Source organism: Bacillus sp. Bwzl_19 (genome assembly GCF_054900515.1).
In genome coordinates this window covers 3,467,931-3,488,388 of sequence record NZ_CM142729.1, presented here as the reverse complement: position 1 = coordinate 3,488,388, position 20,458 = coordinate 3,467,931, and the positions used below count along the sequence as shown (strand labels likewise).

At 48.8% G+C, this 20,458-nt stretch carries 20 protein-coding genes; 6 read left to right on the top strand and 14 right to left on the bottom strand.

Annotation, left to right across the window (positions count from 1 at the left end; translation table 11 throughout):
* Complete coding sequence (locus ACW5MY_RS18505) at positions 1-1,359, bottom strand: purine-cytosine permease family protein (RefSeq protein WP_013354085.1); 1,359 nt, start codon at positions 1,357-1,359, stop codon at positions 1-3.
* A gap of 277 nt (positions 1,360-1,636) precedes the next feature.
* Here ACW5MY_RS18505 and ACW5MY_RS18500 point away from each other — a divergent pair, with 277 nt between their 5' ends.
* Positions 1,637-2,623 (top strand): choloylglycine hydrolase family protein, encoded by a 987-nt coding sequence (locus tag ACW5MY_RS18500; protein WP_013354084.1) that lies wholly within the window; start codon positions 1,637-1,639, stop codon positions 2,621-2,623.
* 39 nt (positions 2,624-2,662) lie between these two features.
* Here the strand turns inward: ACW5MY_RS18500 and katX are convergent, their stop codons facing one another.
* The 13 genes from katX to ACW5MY_RS18435 form a co-directional block, all read right to left on the bottom strand.
* Positions 2,663-4,276: a catalase KatX gene (gene katX / locus ACW5MY_RS18495; protein WP_013354083.1), complete on the bottom strand. Its 1,614-nt coding sequence runs from the start codon at positions 4,274-4,276 to the stop codon at positions 2,663-2,665.
* 77 nt (positions 4,277-4,353) lie between these two features.
* Positions 4,354-5,436 (bottom strand): glycosyl hydrolase, encoded by a 1,083-nt coding sequence (locus ACW5MY_RS18490; protein ID WP_289394030.1) that lies wholly within the window; start codon positions 5,434-5,436, stop codon positions 4,354-4,356.
* 20 nt (positions 5,437-5,456) lie between these two features.
* Entirely contained in the window at positions 5,457-6,401 is a 945-nt protein-coding gene (gene manA / locus ACW5MY_RS18485) for a mannose-6-phosphate isomerase, class I (protein WP_013354081.1), read from the bottom strand.
* Positions 6,398-7,279, bottom strand: coding sequence for an ROK family protein (locus ACW5MY_RS18480; protein ID WP_013354080.1), 882 nt, complete (start codon positions 7,277-7,279; stop codon positions 6,398-6,400). Before ACW5MY_RS18480 ends, manA begins: the two co-directional genes overlap by 4 nt.
* 19 nt (positions 7,280-7,298) lie before the next feature.
* Entirely contained in the window at positions 7,299-8,699 is a 1,401-nt protein-coding gene (locus ACW5MY_RS18475; RefSeq protein ID WP_289394029.1) for a glycoside hydrolase family 1 protein, read from the bottom strand.
* A 29-nt stretch (positions 8,700-8,728) separates the two neighbouring features.
* A complete protein-coding gene (celB, locus tag ACW5MY_RS18470) occupies positions 8,729-10,048 on the bottom strand; it encodes a PTS cellobiose transporter subunit IIC (RefSeq protein ID WP_289394028.1) in 1,320 nt (439 codons plus the stop codon).
* Positions 10,049-10,066: 18 nt separating this feature from the next.
* Complete coding sequence (locus tag ACW5MY_RS18465) at positions 10,067-10,384, bottom strand: PTS lactose/cellobiose transporter subunit IIA (RefSeq protein WP_013354077.1); 318 nt, start codon at positions 10,382-10,384, stop codon at positions 10,067-10,069.
* 14 nt (positions 10,385-10,398) lie between these two features.
* Positions 10,399-10,710 (bottom strand): PTS sugar transporter subunit IIB, encoded by a 312-nt coding sequence (locus tag ACW5MY_RS18460; RefSeq protein ID WP_014471222.1) that lies wholly within the window; start codon positions 10,708-10,710, stop codon positions 10,399-10,401.
* 154 nt (positions 10,711-10,864) lie between these two features.
* The gene (locus ACW5MY_RS18455) at positions 10,865-12,163 is read right to left on the bottom strand and encodes an arsenical efflux pump membrane protein ArsB (protein WP_013354075.1); all 1,299 of its coding nucleotides are present in this window, start codon (positions 12,161-12,163) and stop codon (positions 10,865-10,867) included.
* Between the two features lie 13 nt (positions 12,164-12,176).
* On the bottom strand, positions 12,177-12,527 hold the full coding sequence (locus ACW5MY_RS18450) for an ArsR/SmtB family transcription factor (protein WP_013354074.1): 351 nt from the start codon (positions 12,525-12,527) through the stop codon (positions 12,177-12,179).
* 101 nt (positions 12,528-12,628) lie between these two features.
* Positions 12,629-13,525 (bottom strand): ABC transporter substrate-binding protein, encoded by an 897-nt coding sequence (locus ACW5MY_RS18445; protein WP_013354073.1) that lies wholly within the window; start codon positions 13,523-13,525, stop codon positions 12,629-12,631.
* Between the two features lie 16 nt (positions 13,526-13,541).
* On the bottom strand, positions 13,542-14,555 hold the full coding sequence (locus tag ACW5MY_RS18440; protein WP_013354072.1) for a FecCD family ABC transporter permease: 1,014 nt from the start codon (positions 14,553-14,555) through the stop codon (positions 13,542-13,544).
* Positions 14,556-15,554 carry a FecCD family ABC transporter permease gene (locus ACW5MY_RS18435; RefSeq protein ID WP_050794252.1) on the bottom strand — a complete coding sequence of 333 codons (999 nt, stop codon included), beginning with the start codon at positions 15,552-15,554 and terminating at the stop codon, positions 14,556-14,558. It lies immediately after the preceding gene.
* Between the two features lie 293 nt (positions 15,555-15,847).
* On the opposite strand from ACW5MY_RS18435, the gene ACW5MY_RS18430 reads away from it, so the two are divergent.
* From ACW5MY_RS18430 to licC, 5 genes are all read left to right on the top strand, one after another.
* Positions 15,848-16,387, top strand: a complete 540-nt coding sequence (locus ACW5MY_RS18430; protein ID WP_289394027.1) for a DNA-3-methyladenine glycosylase — start codon at positions 15,848-15,850, stop codon at positions 16,385-16,387.
* A gap of 51 nt (positions 16,388-16,438) precedes the next feature.
* Entirely contained in the window at positions 16,439-16,573 is a 135-nt protein-coding gene (locus ACW5MY_RS18425; RefSeq protein WP_369719122.1) for a hypothetical protein, read from the top strand.
* Positions 16,574-16,720: 147 nt separating this feature from the next.
* Entirely contained in the window at positions 16,721-18,676 is a 1,956-nt protein-coding gene (gene licR / locus ACW5MY_RS18420; protein WP_013354069.1) for a transcriptional regulator LicR, read from the top strand.
* A 98-nt stretch (positions 18,677-18,774) separates the two neighbouring features.
* A complete protein-coding gene (gene licB / locus ACW5MY_RS18415; protein WP_013354068.1) occupies positions 18,775-19,083 on the top strand; it encodes a PTS lichenan transporter subunit IIB in 309 nt (102 codons plus the stop codon).
* 15 nt (positions 19,084-19,098) lie between these two features.
* Positions 19,099-20,457, top strand: coding sequence for a PTS lichenan transporter subunit IIC (gene licC, locus ACW5MY_RS18410; RefSeq protein WP_014471220.1), 1,359 nt, complete (start codon positions 19,099-19,101; stop codon positions 20,455-20,457).
* Position 20,458: the final 1 nt, after the last annotated feature.

Sequence of the window (20,458 nt, the reverse complement as noted above, 5' to 3'; positions counted from 1 at the left end):
TTATATGGAAGGCGCCTCTTTATGTTTCAACCTTGATTTCATCAGGAAATAATACAGCAGCGACGGCACGGCCAGGCCGACGATCCAGGCAATGTCGCCTCCGCCGAATATTTCTGCGAGCGGTCCGATGTAAAAGGATGTATTGATGAACGGGATTTCTAAAATAATCGACAAAACGAAGGCGGCCGCTGTAATCCAGTTGATCCTGCCGTATTGTCCGTTTACGTCAAACATCGATTTGACGTGGTATTTTCCGCGGCGGATGAAATAGTAATCCACGAGGTTGATCGCCGTCCATGGAATTAAGAAATAACTGATGAAAAAGATAAAATTTAAAAACAGTTCCATGAAGTTGCTTTGGCCCAAGAGACTTAACACAGTACCCGCTGCCGTGACACAAAGGATCATCACCACTCTTGTTTTCGGCGTCACCTTCAGTTTCAAAAACGGCTCCAAGGTGGTCGTGGTTGACATAAAGGCTCCGTATAAATTAAAGACGTTGATCGCCATTTGCCCGAACAAGACAATGATCAGCATAATAAAGGAAAACGGACCGAACAATCGGACAATCTCATTTCCTGCATTAGCGGTAAATTCCGGGAGCGCCGTCGTCAAAATAGCGCCGAGAAGCATCATCCAGATGGAACTGACTGATGTGCCTGCATAGCTGTACCAGAAAGTATGCGATGCCGGTGTTTTGACCGGCAGATAGCGGGAGTAATCTGCCACATATGGCGCGTATGCCAGCTGCCATGTCGCCACCGCGCTGACCGCCACTAAGAAAACAGGCAGATCTAATGAGCCGGGTACCCAGCTTCCTGAGGGAATCGGCAGTTGAAAAATAAGAATCGTTGCTGCAAAAAAAACGGCAAAGGAGGTCCAAGAGAGGATTTTCTGCATTTTGTGAATCAGATCATGACCGTAAATCGTGAGTAAAAAACAGATGGCGCTTAAGCCGATAATACACCATGAAGCCGGAATCGGGACATAGCTGCTCAGTGTGCCGGCTGCGAGAATCGTACTGCTCGCAAAGAAACCAAGATAAATAAACATGACCAAAAAGAGGGGCAGAATCGCTCCGATCACGCCGAATTGCGCGCGGCTTTGAATCATTTGCGGAATGCCGAGCTGGGGTCCTTGTGCGGAATGAGACGCCATAAAAATTGCGCCGATAAAGGTTCCGATAATAATGGCGGCGATACTCCATAAGAGATCGAGTCCCATTGTAACGGGCAGTGTGCCGGTGACTAACGTCGTGATATGCATATTCGCCCCGAACCAAACGGGAAACAAATCTCTGGCCTTTCCGTGTCTTTCATGATGCGGAATATGTTCAATCGTTCGCCTTTCTACTTTCAATAGATAATCTCCTCCGTATGTTCTTCTTTAACATAAAGTCATAGCTTAACAGAATGACTTGCCGTTTACAAATTCCAGTAAAGTTTTTTTAAAAAACCAAACTGATACCGCAAAAACGATTTTGGCAGGGGTTAAAAGGTATGGATAGGTTTAAAGGCCGGCTAATATGTATCAAAGAGAAATGTGTCAATTCTTTGACGAATGGAATCATTATTCGTTAAGCTGGAAGAATAGTTTACTTTGTGTAAATTTCATTATTGAAAAGGGGATTGATGATATGTGTACAAGTCTTACATTGAAAACGGCAGACGGTAACCACTTATTGGCGCGAACGATGGATTTTGCTTTTCAGCTCGGCACGGACGTCATGCTTTACCCTCGTCAGTACAGCTGGAAAAGTGAAGCTGACGGCAGGCTGCATAAGACGAAATACGCATTTATCGGCATGGGGAGAAATCTCGGCAATATTCTGTTTGCCGACGGCGTGAATGAAAAAGGACTGTCGTGTGCGACACTGTATTTTCCGGGCTTTGCGGGATACGAGAAAGCGGAACGGGAGGGCACCTCTCACATCGCTCCTCACGAGTTTGTCACATGGACCTTATCAAACTGTGAATCTGTTGAAGATGTAAAGGAAAAGCTTGGTTCACTGACGATTGTAGAGAAGAAATTAATGTTATTGGATACGGTCCTGCCCCTTCATTGGATTTTATCAGACCGCACGGGCGGCTGCATTGTGATCGAGCCGACACCGGAAGGAATGAAAGTCTATGACAACAAACCTGGAGTGATGACCAACAGCCCTGAATTTCCTTGGCATGTGACCAATCTGCGCCATTATATCGGAATCAGGCCGCAGCAGTCAGAAAGCAAAACATTGGGCGGAATGACATTAACCGCATTCGGGCAAGGCTCAGGAACGATCGGGCTTCCCGGTGATTACACGCCGCCATCCCGATTCATCAGAGCCGCTTATCTGAAAGAGCATTTGGAGCCTGCAGCTCATGAAACGGAAGGGGTCACGGCAGCTTTTCACGTGCTGTCCAATGTGAATATTCCAAAAGGCGCGGTGATCACTGAGGAGAATGAAATTGATTATACGCAGTATACGTCGGTCATGTGCTGTGACACGGGGAACTATTACTTTCATCTGTACGACAACCGGCAGATTCATAAAGTAAGTTTATTCCATGAAGATCTTGACCGTCCGGAGCCGAAAGTATTTGCGGCTGTGGCGGAGCAGAATATACAGGAGCTCAATTAGCTCAAAAAAAACAGGACGCTGCTGTCCTGTTTTTTTTGTTTAATACGGATCTGACGGATGGCTTTCCTGTTCAGCCTGCTTTGCGGCCTGTGCCGTATCCGTTGTGCCGATCGGCCCGCCGCTGTTGCTTTCGGAGGCTTTTTTCAGTCCTTCCGCAACACGTTTTCCGTAGTCCGGATCTGCTTTTGTGAAGTTCTCGATCATTTGATCCTGAATTTCTTTTCGGCAAGAAGACAGCGTATTGACCAAGTTTGTAATCAATTCGTTCCGTTCAAATTCCGAAAATCGGCGGTACGTTTCTCCGGCCTGACCGAAGTTATTCGTCCGGTCGATCGCTTCCCGCTTCACGTCGCCTTCGACATGAGGCGTATGGTCTTTCCCATCCTGCTTCGCTTCTTTCAGTCCGCCCATAATGGACGGCTCATAGTTGACGTGCGGGTTTTGTCCTTTTGCCCGATCGACCCGATACTGCATTTGTCCGCCTTCCTGGTTGGTGGCGACATGCTTTTTCGGCGAGTTGATCGGAAGCTGCAAGTAATTTGCGCCGACGCGGTACCGCTGGGTATCTGAATAGGCGAATGTACGCCCCTGAAGCAATTTATCATCTGAAAAATCAAGGCCGTCCACAAGCACGCCCGTTCCGAATGATGCTTGTTCCACCTCGGCGTGGTAGTTTTCCGGGTTTTTGTTCAGAACCAATTTACCGATCGGCTTCCAAGGGAAATCGTCTTTATACCACAGCTTGGTCGGGTCAAGCGGATCAAAATCAAGCTCGGGATGCTCGTCATCAGTCATGATTTGCGCATACACTTCCCATTCAGGGTAATCGCCTTTTTCAATCGCTTCATACAAATCCTGTGTCGCATGGTTGAAGTTTTTCCCCTGAATCTCTTCCGCTTCCTTTTGTGTCAGGTTGCGGATGCCCTGTTTCGGTTCAAAGTGATATTTGACGAGCACGGCTTTTCCTTCTTCATTGACCCATCTGTACGCGTGAACCCCTGAGCCCTGCATCTGCCGGTAGTTGGCCGGGATGCCCCACGGTGAGAACAAGAACGTGATCATATGAGTTGCTTCCGGTGATTGGGAAATAAAATCGAATATCCGCTCGCCGTCCTGAATGTTCGTAACGGGATCAGGCTGAAATGCGTGAACAAGATCCGGAAACTTCAGCGGATCACGGATAAAAAAGATTTTCAGGTTGTTGCCGACCAGATCCCAGTTGCCGTCTTCCGTATAAAGCTTAACGGCAAATCCCCGCGGGTCACGCAGTGTTTCCGGCGAATGTTTTCCGTGATTGACAGTTGAAAAACGCACAAACGCCGGTGTCTTCGTTCCTTTCTTTTGGAACACCTTTGCTCTTGTGTATTTCGAAATCTCCTCGTCTCCAAAACTTCCGTATGCCTCGAAGTATCCGTGTGCGCCGGCGCCTCGCGCGTGAACGACACGCTCCGGAATCCGTTCACGGTCAAAGTGGCTGATTTTCTCCAAAAAATCATAATTCTCCAATGTTGTCGGCCCTCTGTTGCCGACTGTCCTGACATTCTGATTGTCAGTGACCGGATGGCCCTGCCGGTTTGTCAGCGTGTCTTCTGACTCGCCTTTACCGGTCGTCTTACTGGAAAGCGTCTCATCGCTGTTATTGTTATTTTCCATTGTTGAACCCTCCTTTTTGAACGGTAACAATATGCCCAGCAGAGCCGTTTTTTAAAACCGGTTTTCAAAAGAAGCGGTTATTCCGCAATCGGCGTCAAGGTTCCGCTATTCCACATTTCGCCCTTGTTCAGCGTCCAGCTGTTTTGATAAAGGCTTTGCGCGCCTTGATTGGCTGCCGGGCTTAATTGTTCATCCCATGTCAAAAAGTAGGTTGTCTCGGGATACTTTTGCCTGATCGCGTTGATAAAAACAGCGTAATCAAAGCTTCCGATATTACCGGACGGACCCGTCTCGGCAAAGGCAAACGGTTTTTTCAGTGACAGCATTTCATCATAGCCTGATATCGCATACGGGTCGGTGAAGTAAGCATCCAGTCCGGTAATATCTACATAAGATGAGCCTGGGTAAAAGTCTGTTTTAAAGTCTCTGTTGGCATCAGGCGAATACACCCACAAAAGATTATCCAATCCTCTTGTCTCTGTCATATAGCGGTATATCTTCTTGTAAAGCTCTTTGTACAGCGAGATTCTCTCAGTGTCTTTTTGGTTGTAGCCTGTCAGCCCCCACCAGAACCACTCACCGTTCATCTCGTGCAGCGGCCTGAACAGAACGGTGACGCCTTGATTTTTCAGCTGAGTAAGGCCGTCGGCGATTTTGCTGAGCAAGGCCTCAAGCCGCCGTCCTTCAACAGTTGAAGGGTTCAGGATGTTTTTATACTGGCTGTTTGAAATGGCCGTTTTATAGTGTCCTGATGGAAAGGCCGGATTTGCGAGATGCAGGCTGACCTGAGGGAGGCCGCCGCTTTTCCAGTACGAAATGAGGCTGCTGTTGCAACTGTAGTCGATAGAGTCGGTGATATCTGATGTTTCCAGCCACCCTCTCCCATAATCACAGCCGTAGATGGCGGGAGACTGTCCCGTCGCGTTTTTCAAGCGGTTTTCCTCCGTCATTGAAAAGGTGACATCGCTGTACCCGCCGAATGCACCGGACATGACCCTGTTTTCTGAACGGTTGGGCAAATGCGCCAGCCAGTTCATGACGTCTTTTGTCGTCTGCTGGGCATTGGGATTGACAGGGTAAACGGTGTGAGCCGATATCGGACGGGCGGCTGAGATGAGTAATAAAATGATAGACAGACAGACTGCGAACTTTTTGAGCATAAAAAAGACCTCCTGATTTTTTAAGATGATGAAGGATGTGAAACGATAACCTCACAATCTCCTTCTATAACAAAATCTCCGAAATCCGCCGGCACAATAAAGTGCCCGCCTTTCTGAATGGAGCATCCATCCAGTTTTCCGCGTCCTTTAATGACGCTTGCGAGTAAATACCGGCCGGGTGCGGGGAATGATGCTTTCCCGCTCACGTTCCATTTATAAATTGAAAAGAAAGGTGTTTCAGCGAGTATCGTAATAAGAGCATCTCCGATCTGATGCTTTGTGCTTTTTACATTTTGATCGGTATGCGGTATGTCTGTTACGTCAATTGCTTTCTGAAGGTGAAGCTCGCGTTTATTCCCGTTCTCATCGGTACGGTCATAGTCGTAAAGCCGGTAGGTGGCATCAGAGCTTTGCTGGATTTCAAGAACGAGCGTACCTTCACATAAAGCGTGCAGCGTGCCGCTCGGGACATAGAAAAAGTCGCCGGGCTTAATTGGGATGCGGCGGAGCAGATGATCCCACTCGTTTCGTTCAATGAGCCGAACGAAATCTTCTTTTGTTTGGGCGCGGTGCCCTAAAATGAGCTCCGCGTCTTTTTGGCAGTCCAAGACATACCAGAATTCCGTTTTTCCGAGTTCTCCGTTTTCATGCCGATGCGCATATGCGTCATTCGGGTGCACCTGTACGGATAAGTCCATATCAGCATCAAGAATCTTTGTGAGCAGGGGGAAAGCGTCTTCTTTCGGATGTCCGAACAGTTCAGGATGTTCATTCCAGAGACGGTGTAATGATGTTCCGGAAAAAGGTCCGTTCCGCACGATGGATGCACCGTGCGGATGAGCTGAAATCGCCCAGCACTCTCCCGTCCGTTCAGAAGGAATCTCATACCCGAATGTATCGCGCAGCTTCGTCCCGCCCCATAATCTTTCTTTAAAAACCGGTTCTAAAAATAAGAGCTTCGTCATTTTCCCGCCTCCCGGTTTGCCGCCTCTAAGGCCTGCTCCGCCAATACGAGCGAACCGGCCGCGCCGGAGTGAATGCCCAATTGAGGGGGAACAATGCAGTTTTCAATATCGGGCAGATCAATATATTGATTCAGCCGCTTTTTTACGTGCTGACGGATATAAGAGAACAACTGCCGCTGCTTCATGACGCCCCCGCCGAGAATGATTTTTTCGGGAGAAAGAATGAGGATATACTGCACAAGCGCTTCAGCGATATAATAGCCCTCAAGCTCCCATACCTCTTTGAGATCCGTCAGCAGATATGCTTTTTTCCCCCAGCGTTTCTCAATGGCGGGGCCTGCCGCGAGACCTTCCAGACAATCTGTATGGTAAGGGCAATTGCCTTTGTAGCCGTCGTCCGGATGTCTTCTGACGTAAATATGGCCCATTTCAGGGTGTGACAGCCCTTGAACAAATCTGCCGTTCATGATGGCGCCCGCGCCGATGCCCGTGCCGACCGTCAAATAGAGGCAGCTGTCCGCGTTTTTGGCCGCGCCGAAAGAAGCTTCTCCGAGCGCCGCCGCATTGACGTCGGTGGTGAAGCCTGCGGGAATTTGCAGAGCGTTTTTGATCGTTTGGAGAAAAGGGCAGTTCCGCCAGGCTGTCTTCGGCGTCGCGGTAATGCACCCGTAAGTTTGACTGTCGGGACGGATATCAATCGGCCCGAACGACCCAATGCCAATGGCTTCTATCGGGAAATCTTTAAAATAACGGATGACCTGTCTGAGGGTTTCATCCGGTTCTCCCGTCGGAAACTCGATTCTGTCCAGAATGGTGCCGTCTTTTTGTCCGGCGGCACAGACAAATTTCGTGCCGCCGGCTTCAATACCTCCAAGCATGGCTGCAGCTCCTCCTCCGTTAAAAGCCGTTTTGATCGGAAACGGATTTGAACCAGCGTCCGCTTTTTTTGACGGTCCGTCCGCCCCCGTTTTCCAGATTGACAGATACAAAGCCGTAGCGGTTTTTATAAGCATTTGTCCAAGACCAGTTGTCCATGAAAGTCCACAGATGATAGCCTTTTACATTTGAACCTTCCCCGATGGCCCGGTGCACCCATTTGAGATGTTCTTTGATAAATTCAATCCTGTAATCATCCTGAATGATGCCGTCTTCATCGCGGAAGCGTTCCTCGCCTTCAACTCCCATGCCGTTTTCAGAAATAAAACACTCGATATTGCCGTAATGTTCTCTGAGGTTGGTGAGAATGTCATAGATTCCTTTTTCGTAAATTTCCCACCCGCGATGAGGGTTCATTTTCCGGCCGGGCATGACATACGGATCGAAGAAACGCTCAGGCAGGAAAGGGGCATGCGGATTCGGAACATGTTCTTTTGCTTTGACGCGTCTCGGCTGATAGTAGTTCACGCCTAGCAGATCGATCGTATGCTCCTGAATGAGGCGGAGATCATCCTTCTCATAACGCGGCAGAAATCCTTCCGCTTTGAGAATCTCAACAAGCTCCCTAGGAAATTCGCCCTTTACCGCTGGATCTAAAAATGATCGGTTAAAAAAGGCGTCGGCAATCCGGGCCGCTTTCATATCTTCAGGATGAGAACTTCTCGGATAAGAAGGTGTCAGATTCAGAATGATTCCGATTTGTCCGTCCTGCTTCAATTCTCTGTAGGATTTGACAGCTCTTGCATTTGACAGCAGGTTATGGAAACCGGCCTGTACTGCTTCTTGAAAATTAACGTGATTCGGATAGTGAAAATCATATAAATAGCCGCCTTCAATCGGCACAATCGGCTCATTGTGAGTGAACCATTTTTTTACCTTGCCGCCGAATAACGAAAAGCAGGTTTTGGCGTAATGCTCAAACGCGTCAACGGTGCTCCGGCTGACCCAGCCCCCTGAACGCTGAAGGGCGAGCGGCATGTCAAAATGAAACAAATTGACAAACGGCTCAATGTGATGGGCAAGCATTTCATCGATGACGTTCTGGTAAAACGCGGCCGCCTTCTGATTGATCTCACCCGTTCCGTCCGGAATCAGTCTTGACCAGGAAATAGACAGCCGGAAAGAGTTGTGGCCGATTTCTTTCATCAGCCGGATATCTTCTTTGTATTTGTCGTAAAAACGTGACGTGTCGCCGGGGCCGACTCCGTTAAAAAAACGGCTTGGCTCTCTTTCATACCAGTAATCCCATATGTTCTGGCTTTTTCCGTCTCTGTCGGCGGCTCCTTCGGTTTGGGTTGCGGAGGCGGAAGACCCCCACCAAAATCCTTCCGGAAAACGGTATTGAACAACTGATTCAGTCAATTAATTTCTCTCCCTTACTGCGATTTTTATTACATACCCACGCTGTCATCGCGGACTTGCTGCTGAGCTTCGGCTTCTTTTTCCTTTGCCATGTTTAATTTGTCCAGCGCTTTAAGAAACGGGAACCAGATGACAAAGACAATGCAGAGGTTGACCAGCTGCATAATGCCGCCCATGACGGAATTGGTCGCCATAATCCCGTTAATGAAAAGGGGGACGGTCCAAGGTACGGTCACGCCGGTAGGAGGGGGCACGAGCCCCGCCGACATGGCCAGGTAGGTGACAAGCGTGACAGCCATCGGTGCGATCACCCACGGAATGATAATGATCGGGTTCATTACGATCGGCAAACCGAAAATAACCGGCTCATTGACGTTAAAAATGCCTGGCGCGAGACCGAGTTTGGATATCTGTTTCATCTGTTTGCTTTTCATAAAAAGCAAGATGGCGATCACTATGGCCAATGTCATTCCGGTGCCGCCCATTCCGACGGTGTAAATCTCCATAAACGGTTTAGAAATAATGTGGGGAACCTCTTTCCCCGCTGTATAGGCAGCTAAATTCTCGACCTGTAATGTATTCCAGATCGGGTCCATCACGGAGTTGATGATGATTTGTCCGTGAAGACCGAAAAACCATAAAATCTGAATAAAGAAAACAGCGATTAATGTAGGAATGATGCCGCTTCCAAGTCCGACAAGCGGGGCTTGAACCGTGTGATAAATGACATCATGCAGATTGGTGTGAAAGATCTGGGTGACAGCCGCATTGATCAAGAGGAAAACGGTAAGCGTGATAAAAGCCGGAATCAATGCGGCGAACGATTTAGCAACAGCCGGGGGAACACCGGCAGGCATCTTAATCGTCAAGTTTCTCTGGACGATTCTTCTGTAGATTTCACCTGACAAAAACGCGGTAATCATGCCGAGAAACATCCCTTTTGCTCCAAGACGGTCAACCGGAATGACGCCTGCAACCGCTTTGCCCGTTTCCGGCTCTAATACAAAAGGAGTGAGCAGCAGAAAAGAAACCAAAGCGATCGCTCCGCCGAATACGGCCTCCACATCGTAGCTTTTGGAAAGGTAATAGCCGATCCCGAAGACGACAAAAATGGACATAATCCCCATCGTCGCCGTTGAAGCCCCGCCAAACCCGGATTGAAAGACAGACAGGGCGGAACTGCTCATGATTTTGTTTAAAAACGGCAGGTTCGTCAGCACGACGAACACTGAACCGAAAATGGTCAGCGGAAACGCCAGCATAAAAGCATCCCGTAAGACTTGCAAGTAGCGGTTATTGTTTAATTTGCCCGCGATCGGAACAAGGAATTGGCTGATTTTCTCAAACACGTCTTCACCCCCGGCTTTTTATAAATTCTTTGATTGAAATAAGTCGAGCATTTCTTTGACGATCTCTTTCATTGAGAGCGCTGACATTAAGTGATCTTCTGCATGCATGAAAAGCAGAGAGACATCCGTTTTGGCGCCGCTGGCTTCTTTTTGAATCATCTGAAAATGGATGTCATGCGCTTTTCCCAGCTCTTCTTCAGCCTTTGTCAGAAAGGTGTCTGACTCGTCTATCCGGCCGTCTTTATAAGCTCGTATCGATTGAATAATACAGCTGCGGGCATTGCCGCTGTGAAGAATCAGCTGAAAACTGATCTGTTCATCTGTGTATGTTTCCATGCTTATCGCCTCCTTTACCTGTTCTCTATCAAGACAACGGCCTGTTCATATGCTTTTTTGCCGTCTCCCATGCCGTATGCCATCATATCAATCACATCAACGGTGATGTGAAGCGGCTCCGCCTCTTTTTGAAGCTCACCTTTTAAAAAGCTCATCTGAGGGCCGATCAGCACGACGTCTGCGTCTTTCATCGCTTCTTTTGCTTTATCCTGTCCGACTGCCCAAATCTCGGCTTCCTCACCGATGGAGCGGGCGTAATCCTGCATTTTCGTGACAAGCAGGCTGGTGGACATGCCTGAGCTGCAGGCTAATAAAATTCTTTTCATGATAAATCCCTTCTTTCATAAAGTTAAAACGTTTTCATGAATATTATAATCTTTTCAATTTAAATGTCTATACTTTTAAAATATAAAAGTTTTACTTTTCGGATTTTTGACACAAAAAAACCTTTTAAGATTCAACTTAAAAGGTTTTTTCCTATCAGGAGAGCCATAACAGCCACAAATAAAGTCCGGTCAGCGTGATAAATAACGTCGGAATGGTTAATATCAGACCTGTTTTGAAATACATTCCCCAGGAAATTTTCACGTTTTTCCGGCTCAGCACATGGAGCCATAACAATGTCGCCAGCGACCCGATCGGCGTGATTTTCGGTCCGAGATCCGAACCGATAACATTCGCATAAATCAGCGCTTCTTTCATCAGCCCGTGAGTGTCCGTTCCGCTGATAGCTATGGCGTCAATCATTACTGTCGGCAGATTATTCATAACGGATGACAGGATTGCAGCAATAAAACCCATTCCGAGTGTCCCCGCAAACAGCCCGTGATCCGCCGCTTTCTGTATAAGCTGAGAAAGAAGATCCGTCAGTCCGGCATTCCGCAAGCCGTACACGACAACATACATGCCGACAGAAAAAAACACGATGGCCCATGGGGCGTCCTTGATGACTTGTTTTGCCGGGACGGCGGGGCTTCGCTGTGCCAGAATGAGAAAAATGACCGCGATGGAGCCGGCTACGAAGGAAACGGGTATCGACAGCAGTTCGCTGACGAAATATCCGATCAGCAAAACGGCCAGCACAACCCATGATAACCGGAAGAGGCGCTGATCCTTAATTGCAGATGACGGATGTTTGACAAGGCCGGTGTCATACCGTTTCGGAATGTTTTTTCTGAAATAGAGATACAGCACCAAAATGCTTGCAGATAAAGAAAAAAGGTTGGGCACCAGCATACGTGATGCATATTCAATATATCCGATATGAAAGTAATCCGCCGAGACGATATTGACCAAATTGCTTACAACGAGCGGAAGCGAGGTGGTGTCCGCGATGAATCCTCCGGCGATAATAAACGGAAAAACCAGCTTTTCAGGTAAATCCAAAGCCCGTACCATCGCAAGTACGATCGGCGTCAAAATGAGCGCCGCTCCATCATTGGCAAACAGGGCGGAGACAACCGCCCCTAAGACCGACACATAGAGAAACATCCGCAGCCCGCTGCCTTTGGCCGCCATGGCCATATGCAGCGCAGCCCATTCAAAAAACCCGATGCTGTCAAGAATCAATGAAATGATAATAATGGCGATAAAGGCAAGTGTCGCATTCCAGACGATCCCCGTCACTTCCGCAATATCATGAAGGCTGACTGCACCCGCGATCAAAGCGAGGACCGCTCCGCCGCAGGCAGACCAGCCGATGGATACATGTTTCGGCTGCCATATGACAAATACAAGTGTCAGCACAAAAATCAGTGCTGATAAAACCGCGATTCCCAAGAATAGATCCTCCTTACCGGCATGAAACAGTGACTTCTTTTAGCCGCAGTGTTTGTAAAACGCCGTCCTTTTCATCTATCTGCCGCAGAATCGAGCGGACCAGCGTGTATTCCGGACCGGACGGATGAATGGCATAGTACCGCCACTGGCCCTCCCGCCTTTCCCGCACAAGCCCGGCGTTCTTTAATTTCCGCAAGTGCTGGCTGATGCCGGGCTGGCTCATATCAAAAATGGCTGTCAGCTCGCAGACACAGTATTCCTTATCCGCCAGAAGCTTCATCATCAAAAGCCTCGTCGGATCGCTGAGAAGCTTGAGGCATTGACTGACCCCTTCGGAACTTAAGGCGTTTTGCTGCGGTTCCATGCTCTCACTCCTTTTCAAATCATTATATAAGCGTTTGGTTATATAAGTAAACAATAATATAAAAAAGCCGGCTTTGCAACTTTTGCAAAACCGGCTCATGTTTATTTTTGGAACAGCTTTTTCGCTTCATCCATTGCTAATTTATTTCCCAGTGCCGAATAATCAAGCCAAGGCTGATCGGCGATCTTATAGACATGATTTGCTTTAACCGCCTTCAGGCCTTTCCATACAGCACTTTTTTGCAATTCTTGATAGGCTTGCTGTGACTTGTCGTCTCTGTTAACGACGACGAAAATCGCATCTGCGTTGTAATCAGGCAGAACCTCTTGAGAAATGACCTCATAAGGGCGGGAGGTGTTCATTTCTTTAATGCCGTCAGCCGGCTTCAGCTTCAGATCATCAAACAGAATCGGACCCATCGGGCGGCGTGTGCTGAAGACGCGAAGCTCTTTTGCGTTCACGCGGATCGCCATAACTTTGGCGTTTTTCCCTAATTCCTTATTGATCATGGATCTGACTTGTTTTGTTTCATCTTCATAATTTTGAATAAAGGTTTTCGCTTCTTTTTCACGGTTGACGATTTTTCCGATGTCTTTTAAATGATCTCGCCACGTGCCTTTATCAAGGTCGAAAACGTGTGTGTTTCCGATTTTCTTGTATTTTGACACATCTTTTCCTGCAAATTCTTTATCAAGATAAATGTTATCAGGGTTCAGCTCGAGTAAAGCTTCCATATCCGGATCTGAGGCAGGGCCGAGTTTTTTCGTGTCTTTCAGCTGATTTTTCACATGAGGGAGAAAATCTTTTAATTCTCCGCCCACGACGGAACCGGCCGGTGTAACGCCGAGAGCCAGCAGATCATTTGTCAGGTGAATGGACATCGATGCGATTTTATGATCGCCGGATTTCTTCTTTGTCTCCGGCTGTGTTGAATCGGATTGGCAGGCAGCCAATAAGAAAATACACATGAAACTGACGAGCGCAATTATTTTTTTCATGAGAAAACTCCTTATTTTATGTTTTGATTTTCATGACCAGATAGAGAAAATACGGCGCCCCGATCGCTGCCGCAACCACCCCGGCCGGAATGGCGTTCGGCTGAAACAAAGACCGGCCGATGGTATCTGACGCGACAAGAATGACAAGGCCGATTAACCCCGCAATCGGGATAATATGCTGATGCATGGTGCCGACGAGCCGTCTCGCCAAGTGAGGGGCGGCAAAGCCGATAAAGCCGATTCCGCCCGCCATCGCGACACTCGCGCAGGATAAGCCGACAGCTATGGCGATCAGCATGATCCTTTTTCGCTGTACGTGTGCGCCGAGCCCCGCGGCTGCCTGGTCACCAAGCATTAAAATATTCAAAGACCGGGCGTTAAGCCAAGCCAGCGGTGCGAGAATGCCGATCCAGGGCAGCAGCGACCACACATGAATCCAGTCCCTGCCCCAGACGTTTCCGACCAGCCAGCGGGACGCGAATGTATAGGTTTCTTCATTCAGGCGCAGCGACATAAACAATGTAACGGCGCTGAAGCCCGCGGAAACGGCGATCCCGACTAACAGCATGCGAATCGTTAAAAAACCGTTCAGCCTGTCGTACGTAAGGACCACGATCAGCAGGGCAGCGAGGGTTCCGCCCGCAAACGTAAATAACGGGATGAACATCGACGCCTGCGCCTCCAGTGAATGAAAGAACGTGATATAAATCATCAGACCGAACGAAGCGCCGGCATGCAGTCCGAGAATGCCCGGATCGGCAAGCGGGTTTCGGGATACGCCCTGCAAAATAGCGCCCGACACGCCTAAACCGATACCGGCCAGCATCGTCACCAGAATCCGTGGAAGCCGATAATCAAATAAAACGGTTGTGCTTTGAAACGTGCCGTATCCGAACAGCGTTTTTCCCACCGTAAGAGGAGAAAGCCGGAATGAGCCCGTATGTAACCCGATCAGGATAATGCAAACGGCGATGACCAGCAGAATGAGGCCTGCCGCCGACGCTTTTTTTGTTTCCTTCTGAACCTTCACTTATAATTCTCTCCCTTCCTTGCGAGCAATATAAAGAAAGAAAGGGACACCGACAAGTGCGACCATAATGCCTATCGCCAATTCTCTCGGGGGACTGACTGTCCGCGAGGCCAAGTCGGCCAAAATCAAAAGAATCGCGCCAAGCAACGCGGACATCGGAATAATCAGCCTGTACGTAACGCCGACGATCTTCCGTGCGATATGGGGAATGACCAGCCCGACGAAGCCGATTGCACCGGCAGCCGAGACAGACACACCGGCAAGAACGACGGCGATCATTAATCCGGCGGCACGCGTCAGAGCCGTGTTCACCCCTAAATTCGCCGCAACGTCATTGCCCATTGAGAGAAGGGTGACGGACCGGCCCATGAATGTCGCGAGAATGATGAAGACCGTAATGACGGGAACGAGGACTTGTAAATGTGCCCACTTGATCCCTGATACCCCGCCGGCATACCAGAAGGCCAAATCCTGGCTTAAATCGTAATAAATCGCCACACCCGTACTGAGTGAATGCAAAAGAGCGGCTACAACCGCCCCGGCAAGCGTCACCTTTAAAGGTGTCATGCTGCCTTTTCCCGCCGCACTGATAAAGAAAATCAAGGCTGTGCTTGCCAGTGCGCCGAAAAATGACAGCACCATCAGCAGCGCGTATGACAAATGAGGGAAAAAAGCAAAGCTAAGCGCAACAACAAACATGGCTCCTGCGTTTACGCCTAAGACACCCGAATCGGCAAGCGGGTTTCTCGTGACACCCTGCATGAGGGCGCCGGCTGCTGCAAACGCGGCTCCTGTAACGGCCGCTCCGAGCACTCTCGGCAGACGCAATTCATGAATGATCTGCTGGCCCGTAATGTTTGGATTGTAATCAGCAACAGCCGACCAAACCGTATGTAAAGTAATGTCTTTCGCGCCGAATGAGACGGCGAAAAAAATAGAAACAAGCAGTCCGAGCACCGCAGCCAGGAAGAAAATCCCGTTTTTTAAGATGCTGAGCAGACGGTTTGCGGACGTGACAGAATCGCTCAAAAATCAATTCACCTACTTTTATGATCATTGTCCGGCATTTATTGAACATGAGAATCATTTTCAGTTGAACCATCATATTATAACCAGCCGATTTTCAAAACGCAATAGAGTGTTCAACATGACGCCCTTTTTTCTTTCATGTTTATATTGTAAAAAAGAAGTGAAAAACGTGAAAGAGGGAAATCGCTATATTCAGAAAAGGAGGAAGACGGATGACGGGAGAACGAAAGCCTTTGCCGATTGAATTTTTCTAGAGGCCGTCAGTGGAGCTTGCTCCTTTATTGCTCGGCTGTCTCTTGGTGAAGGAGACGGATGAGGGAACGGCATCAGGCTTCATCGTTGAAACGGAAGCTTATATGGGAGTGGAAGACCGGGCGGCGCACAGCTTCGGCAATCGGCGCACGAAACGGACTGAAATCATGTTCCATGAGGCGGGCCGCATTTATACATACGTCATGCACACCCATACATTAATGAATGTTGTCGCCGCTGACATCGGCATTCCGCAGGCCGTGTTAATCAGGGCGGCAGAACCTCATGAAGGACAGTTCCTGATGGAGCGCAGGAGACCGGGCAGACGCCCTAGAGAGTGGACAAACGGCCCGGGAAAACTCACAAAGGCGATGGGCATTTCAATGAGTGACTATGGCGGCATGATCACGGAACCGCCGCTGTTTATTACGGAAGGCTTTACGCCGGAGCATATATCAACAGGCCCGAGAATCGGGATTGAAAACAGCGGAGAAGCCCGGGATTATCCGTGGCGCTATTGGGTGACGGGAAATCGGTATGTCTCACGCTGACCATGTTTACAGCTGCTGATAACAGGGGAAAGACAAGGTAAAAGAAAGGGGATTCAGACATTGAAAAAATTTTTCAAAACAATTATCAAATGGGCGCCCGTCATCTATCCGATCATTAGAAAAATTATAAAAGAACGGAAGGCATCTAAGCGAAACCGCATGTCCGCATCCCGAACAGCCGGCTGATCCGGCTGTTTTTTTACGGGCTTTCTATCGGGCTGCCTCATTGACTTGAAATCCTCCCCATTATAGAATTTACATTACATTTACCCCTTCCTCATCCTTTTTGCCCATTTTTTACAACTGCATTTGATCTGATAGGAGGTTTTTCTCATGCTTCATGGGCGGCTTCGTGAACTTCTGCGCTTGCTTTTAGCTGCTGAAACACCGATTACAAGCTCAGTCATCGCTGCAAATGTAAAGGTAACGACGCGGACGGTCCGCAATGACATAAAGGAACTGCAAACCGTTGTAGAAAAAAACGGCGCTTCCATTCAATCTGTCAGAGGGAGCGGCTATAAGCTGCTGATCCGCAATGAGCAGCAATTTAAAAACTGGCTTCAGGACAATTTCCAGCAGAACAGCGCCGTGCCGATTTTTCCCGATGAACGGATTCATTATCTTATGAAAAGACTGCTTCTGACCGACGGCTGCCTCAAGCTGGATGACTTGGCAGAAGAACTGTTCATCAGTAAATCGACTCTTCAATCTGATCTGAAAGAAGTAAAAAAACGGCTCCGCCCTTATGACATCGTTTTGGAAACAAGGCCGAACTGCGGATTTAAGCTGCGCGGCGAAGAGCTCCGCCTCCGTTATTGTATGGCGGAATACTTAGTGGACGACCGCGAGCCTGAGCCTGATCTCCTGAATGAGAAGGCCGGTATTTTGCCGAAAGAAGACATTCATGTGATCCGCACAGCCATTATGAAGCAGGTTCGAAACCACAAGATCCCGCTTTCTTTCTTCGGCCTGAACAATCTCATCATCCATATCGCCATTGCCTGCAAACGAATCCGGACGGAAAACTATGTATCTCTCATCCCGGAGGATCTTCATGACATTAAGCTTGAAACAGAATATCAGTCAGCGGAAGCCATCGTAAATGAGCTTGAATCGGCGCTTTCCGTCACCTTTCCCGAACAGGAAACCGCCTATATCGCCATTCACCTGCTGGGGACAAAGCGCATGACCCAGTCACAAATTGAAGGAAAAGAGTTTACAAGGCTGATAGACGGGGAAACCAGCCGTTTAACGGAGGCCATGATTGAAGCCATTGAGAGGGAGCTGGAGCTCGGAATAACGGACGACAATGAGCTGAAAACGGGTCTTGCGCTCCATATCAAGCCGGCGATTAACCGAAACCGCTACGGAATGAACCTGAGAAACCCGATGCTTTCCGCTATAAAAGAAAATTATCCACTCGCATTTGAAGCGGGAGTGATTGCGGGAATCGTGATCAAGGAGCAAACCGGCATTGATATTCATGAAAATGAGATCGGATATTTGGCGCTGCATTTCGGAGCCGCCATCGAAAGGAGAAAGACGGAACGGCCGCCTAAACGCTGTTTGATTGTCTGTGCGTCCGGCGCCGGCAGTGCGCAGCTTTTAAGAGAAAAGCTGCGTTCCCGGTTCGGAAAGCGCCTTGAAATCGTCGGAACGGCTGATTACTACAGTCTTGACCAGCTTTCTTTTGAGTCGATTGATTTTGTGGTCAGCACCGTGCCGATCAAAATAGACTTGCCCGTTCCCGTATTAAAGGTTCATACGCTGTTGGGCGGCGGGGACTTTACCAAAATTGATGCCATGCTGGAAGAAAAGCGGGAACAATTGAACTTTCTGAAACCGGAGCTGATATTTTTGCAGCAGGATCTGGAGACGAAGGAGGACGTCATCCGTTTTCTCGGACAGAAGGTTGCAGAAGCCGGCCTCGCCTCTGATTCCCTGACCGATTCTATTTTTGAAAGGGAAGCGATTTCTCCTACGAGCTTCGGCAATCTCACGGCGATTCCGCATCCCCTCGTTCCCCAGACAGACACGACGTTTTGGGCGGTATGCACGCTGAAGAAGCCGATTGACTGGGCAAATAAGCGTGTCCAATTTGTCTGCCTGCTCTGCGTCGAGAAAGAAAACAAAGCCGACCTCCAGCATATGTACAAATGGCTCGGCGGCATGCTAGATGATCAGGCCGCGGTGAGCCGTCTTTTAAAATGCACAACCTATCAGGAGGTTTTACAAGTATTCAGAGACAAACGATCTGAGAAAGACCGGGATACACCTTTTTTCCGTTAGCAGCGGAAAAAGCCTGAGTAGTTATGAAAGCGATTTCATAATATGATGGTACTAACATCGAGACATACAAAATATCAAACTTTCAGGAGGTCTTTCACATGAATATATTACTCGTTTGTGCAGCAGGGATGTCTACAAGCTTACTCGTTACCAAGATGGAAAAAAGCGCGCAGGAACAAGGGAAAGAATATAAAATCTGGGCGGTGTCAGGCGATTCAGTCAAGCAGCATATTGATAAAGCGGACGTATTGCTGCTTGGGCCTCAAGTCCGTTATTTGCTTCCGCAGCTGAAAAAACTTGGTGAATCAAAAGGAGTGCCGGTTGAAGTCATCAATACCGTCCATTACGGCACATGCAACGGGGCGGAAGTTCTGAAATCAGCAGAACAGCTCGGAAACGCATCATAGAAAGGGGCGGGCCGTGTGAATAAGGTGAATCAGTTTTTAGAAGAGAAAGTCATGCCCATTGCCGGAAAAATTGCCTCTCAGCGGCATCTGCAAGCATTGCGGGACGGGATCATCCTCACCATGCCTCTTATTATCATCGGTTCATTTTTTCTGATCATCGGCAACCTGCCGATTCCGGGATATGCGGATTTCATGGCTAATACGTTCGGAAGCTCGTGGTCTCAAAAACTGCAATATCCGGTTGATGCGACCTTTGAAATCATGGGTCTTGTCGCCGCTTTCGGGATCGCCTATCGCCTGGCCGAAAAATATGGGGTAGACGCTTTATCGGCCGGTGCGATATCTCTGGCGGCGTTTCTTTTGGCAACGCCGTACAAAGTGCCGTTTCTGCCTGCAGGCGCTAAGGAGGAAATCATGGTGGGCGGCGGCATTCCGCTTTCTCTCATGGGAAGCAAAGGGCTGTTTGTCGCGATGATCATCGCCATGCTGTCAACGGAGATTTACCGCCTGATCATACAGCGGAATTTCGTATTTAAAATGCCGGACGGCGTGCCTCCGGCGGTCAGCAAATCGTTTGTCGCTTTAATTCCCGGCTTTGCCGTTATCTTTCTGATCTGGGGCGCGCGTTTAATTGTCGAAGCGACGCCATTTGAGAGTCTTCATAATATTGTAAGCGTTTTACTGGGGACGCCGCTCTCGATTCTCGGCGGAAGTCTCGGCGGAAGCCTGATAGCTGAAGCGGTTCAAATGCTCTTGTGGGCGTGCGGGTTACACGGAGCAAATATTGTCGGCGGCGTTATGGCGCCGATCTGGTACGGAGCGATGGATGCGAACCGGGTTGCTTTTCAGGCGGGCGATGCGCTTCCGAATATTTTTACCCAGCAGTTCTTTGAAATCTGGATTAACATCGGCGGAAGCGGCGCGACACTGGCGCTCGTGGTCACCATGTTTCTCCGCGCCCGAAGCAAACAGATGAAGCAGCTTGGGAAACTCGCCATCGGGCCGGCCATCTTTAATATTAATGAGCCGATTATTTTCGGAATGCCGATCGTCATGAACCCGATGCTTCTCATCCCGTTCATCATCACACCGCTCGTCACACTGACACTGACCTATATCGGCATGAGCACCGGCCTCGTCGCCAAACCTGCCGGCATTGCCGTCCCATGGACGATGCCGCCGATTTTTTCCGGATATCTTGCCACAGGCGGAAAAATATCAGGGGCTGTCATGCAGGCGATTAATATCATCACAGCCTTTATCGTGTACTACCCGTTCTTCAGAATGTGGGATTCACAAAAGCTGAAAGAAGAAAACGAACTTGAACAATCGCAGGCGTCAGCCGTACAGGGAGACGAAACAGCCGTGCTGTAGA

What these genes read in the sequence shown, in the direction of transcription:
- ACW5MY_RS18500 (WP_013354084.1), top strand. Translation starts at nt 1,637, where the DNA reads ATGTGTACAAGTCTTACATTGAAAACGGCAGACGGTAACCACTTATTG.
- katX (WP_013354083.1), bottom strand. Translation starts at nt 4,276, where the DNA reads ATGGAAAATAACAATAACAGCGATGAGACGCTTTCCAGTAAGACGACC.
- ACW5MY_RS18490 (WP_289394030.1), bottom strand. Translation starts at nt 5,436, where the DNA reads ATGCTCAAAAAGTTCGCAGTCTGTCTGTCTATCATTTTATTACTCATC.
- manA (WP_013354081.1), bottom strand. Translation starts at nt 6,401, where the DNA reads ATGACGAAGCTCTTATTTTTAGAACCGGTTTTTAAAGAAAGATTATGG.
- ACW5MY_RS18480 (WP_013354080.1), bottom strand. Translation starts at nt 7,279, where the DNA reads ATGCTTGGAGGTATTGAAGCCGGCGGCACGAAATTTGTCTGTGCCGCC.
- ACW5MY_RS18465 (WP_013354077.1), bottom strand. Translation starts at nt 10,384, where the DNA reads ATGGAAACATACACAGATGAACAGATCAGTTTTCAGCTGATTCTTCAC.
- ACW5MY_RS18460 (WP_014471222.1), bottom strand. Translation starts at nt 10,710, where the DNA reads ATGAAAAGAATTTTATTAGCCTGCAGCTCAGGCATGTCCACCAGCCTG.
- ACW5MY_RS18450 (WP_013354074.1), bottom strand. Translation starts at nt 12,527, where the DNA reads ATGGAACCGCAGCAAAACGCCTTAAGTTCCGAAGGGGTCAGTCAATGC.
- ACW5MY_RS18445 (WP_013354073.1), bottom strand. Translation starts at nt 13,525, where the DNA reads ATGAAAAAAATAATTGCGCTCGTCAGTTTCATGTGTATTTTCTTATTG.
- licR (WP_013354069.1), top strand. Translation starts at nt 16,721, where the DNA reads ATGCTTCATGGGCGGCTTCGTGAACTTCTGCGCTTGCTTTTAGCTGCT.
- licB (WP_013354068.1), top strand. Translation starts at nt 18,775, where the DNA reads ATGAATATATTACTCGTTTGTGCAGCAGGGATGTCTACAAGCTTACTC.